Source organism: Nordella sp. HKS 07 (assembly GCF_011046735.1).
Classification (GTDB): domain Bacteria; phylum Pseudomonadota; class Alphaproteobacteria; order Rhizobiales; family Aestuariivirgaceae; genus Taklimakanibacter.
In genome coordinates this window covers 5,203,776-5,215,802 of record NZ_CP049258.1, presented here as the reverse complement: position 1 = coordinate 5,215,802, position 12,027 = coordinate 5,203,776, and the positions used below count along the sequence as shown (strand labels likewise).

Here is a 12,027-nt window from a genome sequence, read left to right as displayed (position 1 = left end):
CAGATTGGAAGAGAACCGCAATAATGTCCCGCAACATCTACAACAGGGAGGAAAGAATGATCTCGAAACGAATAGGCTATCTCACGGCGACACTGCTCTTCGCGGCGCTCCCCGCCACCGCGCAGAACCTCGACACAATGAGCGCCAAGGAACTTCTGCCGCTCGCCCAGAAGGAAGGCAAGGTCACGGTCTATGCCTTCACCAGCCGGATCGCCAAGGTCGAAAAGGCTTTCGAAGCGCAGTATCCGGGAATCGACATGATCCCGTTCGACATGTCCTCGACCGAACAGATCGCCCGCCTCAAGAGCGAGGATGGCGCCGGCATCACCAATGCCGATGTCGTCTATATTTCCGACGTTCCCGTCGTGATCCCCGAACTGCTCAACACCGGCATCGTTCAGAACTACGTGCCACCGCGCATCGCCGACCGGCTCGATGAGCCGTTCAAGGCGCCCCTCCTCGCTCAGCGCCTCTCCACCAAGGTCCTGATGTACAATGAGGAGGCTAACCCCAACGGCTCGCCCATCAGCAACCTTTGGCAGCTCACGACGCCCGATTGGAAAGGCCGGGTCGTCATGGTCGATCCCTTGCAGCGCGGCGATTATCTCGATCTGATGGTCGAGATCGTGCTGAATGCGGACGGGATGGCGAAAGCCTATGAGGCGCAGTTCGGCAAGCCGATCGCGCTCGGCGACGGCGTGAAGAGCGCCGGCCATCAGTTCATCACCGACCTCTTCAAGAATGATGTGGTGCTGATGGGCTCGACCGACGACGTCAACAAGGCGGTGGGCGCCAAGGGTCAGGCCAATCCGCCGGTCGGCTTCACCAGCTACTCGGACCGTCGCGACAATGAGGATGAGGGTTGGGCTCTGCAGGTCGCCAACAACGTCGCACCCGCCAACGGCATCATCTTCCCGGCCGTGCTCGGCGTCACCAAGAAGACGACCAAGCCGGCGGCGGCACGTCTCGCCATTGACTTCCTGATGGGCGACGACAGCGCAACCGGCGGCGATGCCTACAAGCCCTTCTATGTCGCCGGCGACTATGCGACCCGCAAGGACATCGCCAGCCATCCGGACGCGGTGCCGCTCGCTGATTTCAAGGCCTGGCAGATCGACCCCGCCAAGACGGCGGAGATCCGCAAGGAGATCGGCGACCTCATCCTGCTCCTGCAGTGATATCGCCCCAGTCCCCGCGCGGGGCTATCCCTAGAGCGGGATGCGAAAAAGTGGACACCGGTTTTTCGCAACAATCCCGCGCTAAAATTAGAATCGATCACGTTTATGAGTTTGGATTGATTCAATCCAAACTCATCGTGATCTAGTCCAACGAAACCGGCGCGGCACCGCTTCTCCGAATGACTCTTCTTCGCTCCACTCATCCAGGACTGCCCCTGAAGCTCGCGGTACTCGCGCTGCTGGGCCTGCTGATCGCCGCGCCCCTGCTCAAGATCCTGATCGGCACGCTCGGTCCCGATGCGATCGGCGCCTGGTCGGATGCGCTCGTCAGCCCGCTGTCGCGCAATCTGTTCTGGCTCCCTCTGCTCAACACCATGATTCTCGGCTTCGGCGTCGCGGCGGGCTGCGTCCTGCTCGGGGGCTTCCTCGCGTGGCTGGTGGTCATGACCGACATTCCGTTTCGCCGGACCATCGGCCTCATGGCGACATTGCCGTTCATGATCCCGAGCTTCGCCACCGCGCTCGCCTGGGGAGCCCTGTTCAAGAATGCGCGCGCCGGCGGCCAGATCGGCTTCCTGACCGGCCTCGGCCTGCCGGTGCCCGACTGGCTCGCCTGGGGCATGGTGCCCACCCTGATCGTTCTCGTCGCGCATTATTATTCGCTGGCCTTCACCGTCATCGCGGCGTCGCTCGCCAGCGTCAATTCCGATCTCGTGGAATCGGCGCAGATGACCGGCGCCGGTCGCGGCCGCATCTTTCTCGGCATCATCCTGCCGGTCACCTTGCCGGCGGTGGTCGCCGGCGCCTCGCTCACATTTGCGGGTGCGGTATCGAATTTCGCGGCCCCGGCATTGCTGGGCCTGCCGGTGCGTATGCAGACGCTCGCCACCCGGCTTTTCGGCATGATCGAAATCGGCCAGACGGCGCGGGGCTTTGTCATCGCCATTCTGCTCATCCTCATCTCGGCCCTGTTCCTCTGGCTCGGCAACCGCGTGATCTCGGGGCGCCGCTCCTATGCGACCATCACCGGCAAGGGCGGACGCGCCAAGCGCTTTACGCTCGGCGCCAACAAGTGGGCGCTGTTCGTGATCGCCCTGACGATCTGCCTCCTCACCACCATCGTGCCGGTCTGTGTGCTGATCGCCTCTAGCTTCGCTCCCTCCTCGTCGGCGCTGTTCTCCGACTGGACGCTCCATTACTGGCTGGGCCAATCCATCGCTTCGATGGAACAAGGCCAGCCCGGTATCTGGCGCAATCCGGCCATCCTGTCGGCCGTAGGCATCACCATGGCGCTCGGCGCCGCCGTTGCCGTCACCGGCACGCTCGTCGGGCTTTTCGTCTCCTTCGCACTCGCCCGCTACCGTCAGGGCGTGTTGTCGGCGGCGATCAACCAGATCGCCTTCCTGCCGTTGCTCGTGCCTGGCATCGCCTTCGGCGCCGCCTATATCGCGCTCTTCGGCGCGCCGATCGGACCGCTTCCGGCCCTCTATGGCACTTTCGCCCTGCTGGTCATCGCCGCCACCGCCTATCTGGTGCCTTTCTCCATTCAAACCGGACGCGCCGTGATCCAGCAGGTCTCAGGCGATCTCGATGAAAGCGCGCGGCTCACCGGGGCGGGCTTGCTGCACCGCCTCGCCGCCATCACGGTGCCGCTCGCCGCGCGCGGACTTTCGGCCGGCGCGCTCATCGTCTTCGTCAAGATCGTGCGTGACCTGTCACTCGTGGTGCTCCTCTTCACGCCGACCATGCCGGTGCTCTCGGTGCTCGCCTATCAATATGCCTCCGAGGGTTTTACCCAATTCGCCCATGCGATCACCGTCGTGGTTCTGGTGATTTCGGTCGGCGCCACATTGCTCGCCAATCACATTCAGAAGAAGTCGCAACCATGGCTCAAGGCTTGAGGCCCGATGATCAGGATTGAAAATCTTCGCAAGAGCTTCGGCACCTTCGAGGCGGTGCGCGGCGTCACCCTGGACGTGCCGAAAGGATCGTTCCTCGTGCTGGTCGGGCCCTCGGGCTGCGGCAAGTCGACTATGCTGCGGATGCTGGCGGGTCTCGATACACCGAGCGCCGGCACCATCTCCTATGGCGGGCGTGTCGTCTCTGACGGCGCCCTCAATTGGACCATCGAACCTGCCAAACGCGACAACGGACTCGTCTTCCAATCCTATGCGCTGTGGCCACATATGACCGTCGCCGGCAATATCGACTGGCCGCTCAAGGTCGCCGGGATGGCGAAGCCGGAACGGCACAAGCGCATCACCGAGGTACTGCAGCTGCTCGGTATCGCCGAGCTTGGCGCCCGATATCCCAATGAGATCTCGGGTGGACAGCAGCAGCGTGTCGCGATCGCGCGGATGATCGCGCCGAAGCCCGGCATCCTGCTCTTTGACGAGCCGCTCTCCAATCTCGACGCCAAGCTCAGGGTCGAAATGCGCACCGAGCTCTTGCGCATCCACCGTGCCACGGGAGCGACCTCCGTCTATGTCACCCACGACCAGGTCGAAGCCATGACCATGGCGAGCCATGTCGCGGTCATGAACGGCGGCGTCATCGAACAATTCGGGACACCCGAGGAACTCGTGGCCAGGCCCGCGAGCACCTTCGTCGCGACATTCGTCGGCACGCCCCCCGCCAATCTCGTGCCCATCATGCCCGGCGCCGACGGACCGGCCCTTGCCGGACGCATCGCGGATGCGGCGCTCAAAGGCAGTCGCGCGGCGCATGCGATGTTTCGGGCCGAAGAAATCACGGTGTCGGCAAGGCCAACGCCCCGCAGCCTGGCGCTCGATTTCGCCGAGGCGAGCCCGATCGCCGGTCGCCTGATGGTCACCGGCACCAGCGGCGACCTTAGACTCACCGCCGTCGTCGACGAAGCGCCGCGCTTCGCCATCGGCGACACTGTTCATTTCGCCTTGCCGGCCCAGCCGTCGGCCCTCTTTGCCGCCTCAGGAGCACGCCTCAGTTGAAACGCATCTTCCTTGTCCGCCACGGTGAAAGTGAGTGGAACTCGGTCCGCCGGCTGCAGGGCCAGGCCGACATCAATCTGTCGGAGACGGGGCGCGCCCAGGCGCGTGCTCTCCGCGCCACGATACGGAATCTGACGCCCGACCAGGCACTGACCTCGGACCTCAAGCGCGCCAGCGAGACGGCGGAACTGCTTGGCTTCGAGCACGCCAGTCCGTCGTCGCGCCTGCGCGAGATCGATGTCGGCGAATGGACGGGAACACCGATCGCCGATCTCTCGAAGCTGAATGACGGGCTCTATCGCCGCTGGCGGGCCGGCACCTATACGCCGCCCGGCGGGGAAAGCTGGAACGATTTCGTGGCGCGCAGCAGCGCCGCCGTCGGCGAAGCTCTGCAGCGCGGCGCCGAGCGCCTGCTCGTCGTCTGTCATGGAGGCGTGATCCGCGCCCTCCTCGAACATTTCATAACTCTGCCGCCACACCGTCTCGTGCCGGTCGGCCCGGCGAGCCTGTCAATCGTCGCGGTGCGCGATCTCGAGGCCCAGGATATCCGCCTCGAATTGCTGAATTACCGACCGGACGGACCGGCGCTCGATTCCCCCGACTGAGCACGCCTGCGCTTTACGGCCTCGAGAGCCACGGCGGCGGTTATGGTCAGCACGATAAGGATGAGGCCCAGCGCATTGACTGCCGGGGTCAGACCGGTGCGCACCTTGGTGGCGATATAGACGGTGAGCGGCGTCTCGGTGCCGCGCACGAAGAGCGTCGTGTTGTAGTTCTCGAAGGACTGCAGGAAGGCGATGAGTGTCGCCGCCAGAAGCGACGGCTTCAGATAGGGCAGAAGGATGCGGCGGAACACCATGAAGCGCGAGGCGCCGAGCCCGATTGCCGCCTCTTCCAATGTGCGGTCGAAGCGCTGCAGTCGCGCGGTGACCATCAGCATCACGTAAGCCGCGATGAAACTCGACTGCGCCAGGATGATGAGCCAGAGCCCACCGCCGACGCCAGCCTGACGCCAGAGGATCAATGTGGCGATGCCGATGGCGACGCCGGGCGTCAGCAAGGGCGAGACCATAACGGCATAGAAGAAGCTGCGTGCCCGCCCATCGAGGCTCGTCAGGAACAAAGCGGCGGCGGTGCCGATCGGCAGCGCGATCGCGATGACGCAGAAGCCGATCAGGATCGAGACCCACAGCGCCTTCCACATCGCCTGATCGGCCCACAACGCCGAGAACCAGTGCAGCGTGGTGCCGAGCCAGGGCGTCACGGTCGGGAACTTGCTGGTATTGAAAGTCGCCGCCGTCATCACCGCCAGCGGCAGGAAGAGATAGGCGAAGAAAAGGATCATATAGAGGGCGAAGGTGATCCGGGGCAGCAGATCGGCGATAACGGCAAGGCCCCCTCTCGGGGCGTTCAAGCGGGCCGCCATGGGCGCTTCGATAGCCATGGTCATTTGGCGACATCCGCAAGATTGACTCGGAACAGACGCAAGGCCGCCAATACCACCAGCATGCAGAGGACAAGCAGCACCAACGCATAGGCCGCGCCGCGATTCCAGTTTCCGCCTTCGAAGAACCAGTTATAGATGATTTCGGTGAACCAGCGGCTGCCGGGCGAACCCAGGAGTGCTGGCGCCACATAACTTCCCGCCGCCAGCATGAAGGTGAAGACACAGCCGGTGGCGATTCCGGCCTTGGCATGCGGAATGACGATACGGCGATGAATTCTCACCGTCGAGGCGCCGAGATTGCGGGCTGCCTCGATCTGCGCCGTCTCCAAGGTGGAGATCGAATTGTAGATTGGAAACAGCATGAACAGGATATAGGCATAGACCATGCCGGCGAGGACACCGATATCGCCGAACCAGCGCACCGGCTGGTCGATGACGCCCAGCGCCAGGAACACCGCGTTGAGTGGGCCATTGAAGGCGAGCAGGATGTACCAGGCGAGCGTGCGCAGGACTTCATTGATCCAGAACGGAATGATGAGCGCCAGGAGCGCCAGCGCCATGGTCTTAGGCGTCGAGAGCTTGGCCAACCAGAAGGCCAGGGGATAGGTCACGATCAGCGTCGTCAGCGTGACAAAAGCGCTCGCCCAGATTGTCTTGAGAAAGATGCCGCGGTGAACGGAATCGCTGAATAGCGCATTGAAGTTCGCGATCGAATATCGGTCGGCCACCGTGCCGATCTGGCTCGGCATGAGATTGGGACGCAGCGAGAAATCGAGCATCATGAGATTGGGCGCCAGCACCATGGCGACGAGCCACAGAGCGACAAGCAGCAGGATCGCGCCGCCAAGCCCCGGACCGAAGCGCATCGTCAGGCTAGACATGGGAAAGGACCAACGCCTCGGCGGGCGTGAAGGATAGCCGGACATTGCCGCCTGCCGACGGCGCTTTGGCGAGGCCGTGATGGGCTATGGCCGCGAGCACCGCCTGGCCCTCGCCCGCCTTGGCATGGAGTATGGCGACGGCGCCTTCGAAATCGAGGCGCTCGACAGCAGCCTCGATGCGGTTGTCGCTTTCGCCTTCGAGCGACAGAGCTTCCGGTCTCACATAAATGGCGGCCTGATCTCCAGCCTTGAGCCCGGGTCCGGCACGCCCCCTGAACAGGCCATGGCGGGTCTCGATGGCGGCCACGCCGCTGTCGATGCTGTAGACGCGACCCGGAAATTCATTCGTCTCGCCGACGAATCTGGCGACGAAGGAGGTGGCGGGGTTGGCATAGAGTTCGCGGGGTGTCGCGATCTGCTGCAGCTTGCCGGCGCTCATCACCGCGACCCGGTCCGACATGGCGAGCGCTTCGGACTGATCATGGGTGATATAGATGAAGGTGACACCGGTGCGCTTCTGCAGCGCCCGCAATTCGGCGCGCATATGCTGGCGCAGCTTGAGATCGAGCGCCGAGAGCGGCTCGTCGAGGAGGAGCACCTGCGGCTCGACCGCGAGGGCGCGTGCAATGGCGACACGCTGCTTCTGGCCACCCGACAATTCATGGATCATGCGGTCGCCGTAACCCGGAAGTGCTATGAGCTCGAGCAGCTCCGCGGCCCGCTTGCGCCGCTCCGCCTTGGGAACGCCACGCACTTCGAGACCGAAGACGATATTCTCCCAAACCGGCATCAGCGGGAAGAGCGCCAACGACTGGAAAATCATCGAGGTCGGGCGCTGATGCGCCCCCCGCCCCGTCATGTCCTCGCCCCCGATCACGATCCTGCCTGCGGTCGGCTGGATGAAGCCCGCGACAAGGCGCAAAAGGGTGGTCTTTCCGCAGCCCGACGGCCCCAGGATCGAGAAGAATTCGCCGCCTTCGACGGAAGCGGAGAATTTCTCGACGGCACGCACCTGGCCGAAGATCATTTCGATGTCGATAAGGTCGACTGAATGGGACATGGGGCACCAGGGGAAAGAGGGGATGGCAGAGCCTCGCGGCTCCGCCATCGACTTGAAATCAGGCCGAGAGGAACTTGTCCTGATATTCGTTGCGGATGGCGACGAACCAGTTCTCCTGGACCGGCCACCACCAGAGCTTCTCGAGCGCGTCGCCCGGATAGGCGGCATTAAAGAAGGTCTTCGATCCCTCCGACAGGAACTTGTCGGCGCCGATCGCGGTGGTGTTGATCGAGGTGTGATTGGCGTAGAGGGCGCCGGCTTCCGGCGTCAGCATCCAGTTCACGAATGCGTAGGCTCGTCGACGTTCTTGATGCCGACCGGCAGTGACACGCCTTCCATCCAGGCGAGCGCCCCTTCGACCGGTGCCACGAAGCCGATGGGGAGACCTTCCTTGGCAAGGCCGGCGGCGGAGGAATCCCAGGTCTGGCCGATCACCGCGCCATTGGTGCGAAACGCGCCCTGCGCCTCATTCTCGTTCGCCCAGAACTGCACGATATTGCCTTTACGCGCGATGGCCTCGGCGAGAATCAAGTCGTAATTGGCGCGCATCGTGGCTTCGTCCTTGAAGCTGTCGCGCATCGGTTTCGGCAGCTTGCCCTGGGTCTCGAGCCAGAGGCCGAGGCCGACGAGACCCGAATGGCCGCGGATCGTCGCCTTGCCCGTGTTTTCGGGCTTCCAGATGTCGCCATAGGAGGCCTTGCCATATTCGAGCGGCGCAGCCTTCTTGTCGAAGGAGAGCCCTTCCGTGCCCCAATCGGTCGGCACCTGATAACGCTTGCCATCGACGACGGCGCCGAGCGTCTCCGATCCCTTCACGGCGCTCGGCAGCGCCAGATCCCATTTCACCTTCGCTTCGTCGATCGGCTGCAGAAGGCCAAATTCCACATAGTTCGGCACGCGGTCGACCGCCGGCCAGATGATGTCGTAGCCGGTGCCATTGCTGGCGCGCATCTGGTTGAGAAGCTCGTCATTCGTACCGTAGGGCGTATAGACGGCCTTGATTCCAGTCGCTTTTTCGAAACCTGCCAGCATCTCGTCGGAAATGTAGCCGGCCCAGGCAAAGATATTGACCGTTCCCGACGAAGCCTGGGCTTCCCGCGCGATGAAGGGAGCCGCGAGCGTCACGCCTGCCGTGGCGGCGGCGCTCCCGAGGAGCGTCCGGCGGCTGATCGTCTTCATATGAAATTCTCCTGTGTTTGGTCTTCAACCATTGCGCTAGCTATCGTTGCTGTGTGACAGTCGTGCGAAGATGTTTTGCACAGGCCGACAAGCGACCGGGAGGTTCTCATGGCGCAGGACAAGACGATCGGACTCATATTCATCGAAGGATATGCCGACTGGGAGTTCGGGCTTCTATCGGCATCGACGGGAGAGTGGTTTCCGGGCCGGGTAGTTGCACTTTCGCCCGGGGGCAAGCCGGTGCGCTCGATCGGCAAGCTGATGCTGACGCCTGAGCGCGACACGGCCCCTGACAACAACAGCGATCTCGACGCCGTCGCCGTCATCGGCTCGGATGGCTGGGCCCAGGCCGACGCACCGGATGTCGCCCCCCTGCTCAAGGCCGTGGCCGCGCGTGGCGGTGTCATTGGCGGCATCTGCGCTGGTACGCTGGCCCTGGCGCGCGCCGGGCTCTTCGCCAAGGCGGCGCACACCAGCAACGACCGCGGCTGGATTGCCGGCCTGGTCCCCGACTATCAGGGCAGGGAGCATTATCGGGATGTGCCCCAGGCGGTTGTCGATGGCAGGATCATCTCGGCACCAGGGTCGGCGCCCGGCACATTCGCGACGGAATTCCTGCGCGCACTCTATCCCGACGAGGCCGAAAAAGTCAGTGAGATGAAGGCGATGTTCGCGAAAGAGTATACGGGCTGAACTTAGAACACCCTGCTATGCCGTGGCCGCCGCCCCGAACGTTCCCCATTGGTTGGGAATGTCGAGCGATGCCTTGGCATAGGCCTTGCCGATGGCGATGAGATCGTTGGTCGCCTTCACTGAATCCAACTTGCCCACAGCTTCCGGCGAGACGCTTTTGAAGCCCAGGTCATCGAGCCCGGCACGGGTAAGCTGAGGGTCGTAGCGCGCATATAGAAAGGCGCGGCCCAAGTCTTCCGACAAGGCCCGCTTGGACACCATGTCGCCCACCTCGCGGTCGATCACCGGACCGAAAACACAGCGCCCGACGGTTCGGCAATTGATATCCTGGTCATAGGCCATGCCGTTCATCATTTCGCCCGCAATGGACATGGCGACCTCCAGAAGCGAGCGGCTCGGATCCCCGGCCTCGGGTCCAAGGCGCGGCGCCGATCCGGTCCCGGCGGACACGATCAGCATCTTGCTCTCTCCCCTTTCCCACAAGAGTCTGTAGGGATCGGCCGTCGCCTTGCGGAACATCAGGAAGGCCGGAATGTTGTATGGCGTCACCCCGCCATCGACGAAAACGAACTGCCGCCCCTCCTTTAGCTTGACGACCTCGGGCGGGAAAAAGGTCGGCGCCGCCGTCGAGGCCCGCACCAATTGCCAGAGCGGAAGCTTGAGATTGCAGTCGTCCCGGTCACGCGAATTATAGTGGGCGTTGGGGTTGTTGGTGACCGGCCATGGCGAGTCTGTCGTGACGTTGCGCATGACAACCAGCAGGAGCGTCTTGAGCTTGGGGCTGCCAAGCTCAGTGTCCTTGCCGAGAATGTCCTTGAGTTTGATCTCCAGAGGGTCGGATTTGAACTTGTTCCACAAACGATCGAGAAGCTCTTCCTTCTTGAACATCAAGGGCCCGGCCTCGAGATAGAATTTGGTCAGTTCGGCGGCAGACAGGCCAATAGAGAGACCGACTGCCAGAATGGCGCCGGTGGACGTCCCGCCGATAAAGTCAAAATAATCGGCGAGACGGAAGCTCGCGTCTTTCTTGAGGATGCGGCGCAGATCCGCCTCCATCTTCTCGAGAATGCCGAGCGTGATCAGCCCGCGTATGCCGCCGCCATCGAGGGCGAGCAGCCGGCGCTGGCCGGCCTGTTTCGGCTCAAGGATGGAAGAATTCGCTGCCACCATATCCACCTCCCTGTGATGAAGCCCGGTCTAAGATGCTTCGGCCAGAACAGAGCTACGCTCCATTTCTTTCAGGATGCGCCCGAGGACCACCTCGGCGACTTCCTGCTGACCTAGTCGGCAAGCCATCGTCTCGGTGCCGGCAAAAGTGCCGAGCTCGCCCAGCTTGTTCGAAGGCGCGCCGCCGCGGCATAGTGGAAAATAGGCGCAATCGCGCGCGCAGGCCGCGATGCCTGCGGAGATCTCCGCCCACTGGGTCTGAAAGACTTGCCCGTCGATGATATCGGCCAAGCTGTCGCTGCCGACATGACCAAGCGCCAGCGTACCGAACTCGGGATGCTCGATTCCCGCGAGCTCCGGAGAGAAGGTATAAATCGCCCCGTCCCTCGTTACGGTCACGAGGACAAAGGGCATGTTCTGGTCGTTGCCCGGCCAGTCCTTGTTCGGCAATTCCACCGCGGCGCCGAGAACGCCGCGCACTTCACGTATACTGATGCCAAGCTCGTCGGCACGCTCGACGGCACGCTCGAAGAAGGCGCGGAAGCGGGCACGGCCATCATTTACCGCCAGGGTCGAGCCAGTATGGACGCCCTCGATCTCCTCGATATTGAATCCGACATCGACAATCCCTTCGCCGGCAAAGAACTCGATGAGCGCGTCCGAGCGCGACAGCGACGCTTCAGTGACGACGCAGATGACATGGAATGGAACCTCATTGCGCTTGAGGGCGGCGACACCCCGCATGGCCGCGGCATGGCTACCATGACCATCCCGCCTCTTGCGATGGAGATCATGCAGCGCCGCGGGCCCATCGAGGCTGACGCCGACGCGCACCTTGTGCCCGGCGAAGAATGCGCACCACGCGTCGTCTATGAGCGTGCCATTGGTCTGAAAGGCGTGACGCCGGTTCCAGGATGAAGGGGCGACCTCAGCCGCCACGGCGAAAGCTTTTTCATACCAGGCGCGCGGCAAGGTGAGCGGTTCTCCCGCATGCCACACGACAGTCGTGTCGTCCTGGCCCAGGCCGTTCTCGAATATCCAGCGGACCGACTCTCCAACCATCGCCATCGGCATGCGTGCTTTGACGCTGCGCTCCGCCAGATAGCAGTAGTCGCAGTCAATGTTACAGAAGGGCGTACCCTGAAGAACGAGCAGCTTGGTGCGCCCGCGCAAGGCGGCCGGCTGCAAGCCAGCGATCATCAATTGCCCCAATTGGTCCAATTCGGCCAATCTGCGAGCACCTTGCCTGATGCTGAAGGCTTAATCGGCTTCGTGCCCTCTTCCAAGGCGCCGCGCAGAACAGCGCGGATTTCGGGCAGCCGATCGATGGCCCTTCCCTCGTCTACCGCCGTGCTCTGCGAAGACGACGACGCACTCACGAGTCCCAGCGTGAGGGCGGCTGCCGACCATAGAAGACGCTTATTCTGTTTATCCATGGCTCACCTCGTTTCGC

13 protein-coding genes are annotated in these 12,027 nt (G+C 63.0%); 5 read left to right on the top strand and 8 right to left on the bottom strand.

Features of this window, described 5'->3' with window-relative positions; translation table 11 throughout:
* The first annotated feature begins 56 nt into the window (after nucleotides 1-56).
* The 4 genes from G5V57_RS24525 to G5V57_RS24510 all read left to right on the top strand — a co-directional run bounded on the left by G5V57_RS24525 (nucleotide 57) and on the right by G5V57_RS24510 (nucleotide 4,752).
* Nucleotides 57-1,178, top strand: coding sequence for an ABC transporter substrate-binding protein (locus G5V57_RS24525; RefSeq protein WP_165170295.1), 1,122 nt, complete (start codon nucleotides 57-59; stop codon nucleotides 1,176-1,178).
* Nucleotides 1,179-1,357: 179 nt separating this feature from the next.
* Nucleotides 1,358-3,079 carry an iron ABC transporter permease gene (locus tag G5V57_RS24520; RefSeq protein WP_165170293.1) on the top strand — a complete coding sequence of 574 codons (1,722 nt, stop codon included), beginning with the start codon at nucleotides 1,358-1,360 and terminating at the stop codon, nucleotides 3,077-3,079.
* A gap of 6 nt (nucleotides 3,080-3,085) precedes the next feature.
* Nucleotides 3,086-4,147 carry an ABC transporter ATP-binding protein gene (locus tag G5V57_RS24515; protein WP_165170291.1) on the top strand — a complete coding sequence of 354 codons (1,062 nt, stop codon included), beginning with the start codon at nucleotides 3,086-3,088 and terminating at the stop codon, nucleotides 4,145-4,147.
* The gene (locus G5V57_RS24510; protein WP_165170289.1) at nucleotides 4,144-4,752 is read left to right on the top strand and encodes a histidine phosphatase family protein; all 609 of its coding nucleotides are present in this window, start codon (nucleotides 4,144-4,146) and stop codon (nucleotides 4,750-4,752) included. The genes G5V57_RS24515 and G5V57_RS24510 overlap by 4 nt, the downstream gene beginning before the upstream one ends.
* Here G5V57_RS24510 and G5V57_RS24505 read toward each other — a convergent pair.
* Genes G5V57_RS24505 through G5V57_RS24490 form a run of 5 tightly spaced genes read right to left on the bottom strand, consistent with a single transcriptional unit; the run spans nucleotide 4,713 to nucleotide 8,714 of the window.
* Complete coding sequence (locus G5V57_RS24505; RefSeq protein ID WP_246737349.1) at nucleotides 4,713-5,597, bottom strand: ABC transporter permease; 885 nt, start codon at nucleotides 5,595-5,597, stop codon at nucleotides 4,713-4,715. The genes G5V57_RS24510 and G5V57_RS24505 overlap by 40 nt on opposite strands.
* The gene (locus G5V57_RS24500) at nucleotides 5,594-6,475 is read right to left on the bottom strand and encodes an ABC transporter permease (RefSeq protein ID WP_165170287.1); all 882 of its coding nucleotides are present in this window, start codon (nucleotides 6,473-6,475) and stop codon (nucleotides 5,594-5,596) included. The genes G5V57_RS24505 and G5V57_RS24500 overlap by 4 nt, the downstream gene beginning before the upstream one ends.
* Nucleotides 6,468-7,535: an ABC transporter ATP-binding protein gene (locus G5V57_RS24495; RefSeq protein WP_165170285.1), complete on the bottom strand. Its 1,068-nt coding sequence runs from the start codon at nucleotides 7,533-7,535 to the stop codon at nucleotides 6,468-6,470. Before G5V57_RS24495 ends, G5V57_RS24500 begins: the two co-directional genes overlap by 8 nt.
* A gap of 58 nt (nucleotides 7,536-7,593) precedes the next feature.
* Nucleotides 7,594-7,818: a hypothetical protein gene (locus G5V57_RS34550; protein WP_246737348.1), complete on the bottom strand. Its 225-nt coding sequence runs from the start codon at nucleotides 7,816-7,818 to the stop codon at nucleotides 7,594-7,596.
* The gene (locus G5V57_RS24490; protein WP_246737347.1) at nucleotides 7,815-8,714 is read right to left on the bottom strand and encodes an extracellular solute-binding protein; all 900 of its coding nucleotides are present in this window, start codon (nucleotides 8,712-8,714) and stop codon (nucleotides 7,815-7,817) included. The genes G5V57_RS34550 and G5V57_RS24490 overlap by 4 nt, the downstream gene beginning before the upstream one ends.
* 108 nt (nucleotides 8,715-8,822) lie before the next feature.
* On the opposite strand from G5V57_RS24490, the gene G5V57_RS24485 reads away from it, so the two are divergent.
* Complete coding sequence (locus G5V57_RS24485; protein ID WP_165170283.1) at nucleotides 8,823-9,407, top strand: DJ-1/PfpI family protein; 585 nt, start codon at nucleotides 8,823-8,825, stop codon at nucleotides 9,405-9,407.
* Nucleotides 9,408-9,422: 15 nt separating this feature from the next.
* Here the strand turns inward: G5V57_RS24485 and G5V57_RS24480 are convergent, their stop codons facing one another.
* Genes G5V57_RS24480 through G5V57_RS24470 form a run of 3 tightly spaced genes read right to left on the bottom strand, consistent with a single transcriptional unit; the run spans nucleotide 9,423 to nucleotide 12,010 of the window.
* Nucleotides 9,423-10,577: a patatin-like phospholipase family protein gene (locus tag G5V57_RS24480; RefSeq protein WP_165170281.1), complete on the bottom strand. Its 1,155-nt coding sequence runs from the start codon at nucleotides 10,575-10,577 to the stop codon at nucleotides 9,423-9,425.
* Nucleotides 10,578-10,604: 27 nt separating this feature from the next.
* Nucleotides 10,605-11,774: a cyclophane-forming radical SAM/SPASM peptide maturase GrrM/OscB gene (grrM, locus tag G5V57_RS24475; RefSeq protein WP_165170279.1), complete on the bottom strand. Its 1,170-nt coding sequence runs from the start codon at nucleotides 11,772-11,774 to the stop codon at nucleotides 10,605-10,607.
* A complete protein-coding gene (locus tag G5V57_RS24470; protein WP_165170277.1) occupies nucleotides 11,774-12,010 on the bottom strand; it encodes a hypothetical protein in 237 nt (78 codons plus the stop codon). The genes grrM and G5V57_RS24470 overlap by 1 nt, the downstream gene beginning before the upstream one ends.
* Nucleotides 12,011-12,027: the final 17 nt, after the last annotated feature.

Coding starts and splice junctions, on each gene's coding strand:
- G5V57_RS24525 (WP_165170295.1), top strand. CDS start 57: ATGATCTCGAAACGAATAGGCTATCTCACGGCGACACTGCTCTTCGCG.
- G5V57_RS24520 (WP_165170293.1), top strand. CDS start 1,358: ATGACTCTTCTTCGCTCCACTCATCCAGGACTGCCCCTGAAGCTCGCG.
- G5V57_RS24515 (WP_165170291.1), top strand. CDS start 3,086: ATGATCAGGATTGAAAATCTTCGCAAGAGCTTCGGCACCTTCGAGGCG.
- G5V57_RS24505 (WP_246737349.1), bottom strand. CDS start 5,597: ATGACCATGGCTATCGAAGCGCCCATGGCGGCCCGCTTGAACGCCCCG.
- G5V57_RS24500 (WP_165170287.1), bottom strand. CDS start 6,475: ATGTCTAGCCTGACGATGCGCTTCGGTCCGGGGCTTGGCGGCGCGATC.
- G5V57_RS24495 (WP_165170285.1), bottom strand. CDS start 7,535: ATGTCCCATTCAGTCGACCTTATCGACATCGAAATGATCTTCGGCCAG.
- G5V57_RS24490 (WP_246737347.1), bottom strand. CDS start 8,714: ATGAAGACGATCAGCCGCCGGACGCTCCTCGGGAGCGCCGCCGCCACG.
- G5V57_RS24485 (WP_165170283.1), top strand. CDS start 8,823: ATGGCGCAGGACAAGACGATCGGACTCATATTCATCGAAGGATATGCC.
- G5V57_RS24480 (WP_165170281.1), bottom strand. CDS start 10,577: ATGGTGGCAGCGAATTCTTCCATCCTTGAGCCGAAACAGGCCGGCCAG.
- grrM (WP_165170279.1), bottom strand. CDS start 11,774: ATGATCGCTGGCTTGCAGCCGGCCGCCTTGCGCGGGCGCACCAAGCTG.
- G5V57_RS24470 (WP_165170277.1), bottom strand. CDS start 12,010: ATGGATAAACAGAATAAGCGTCTTCTATGGTCGGCAGCCGCCCTCACG.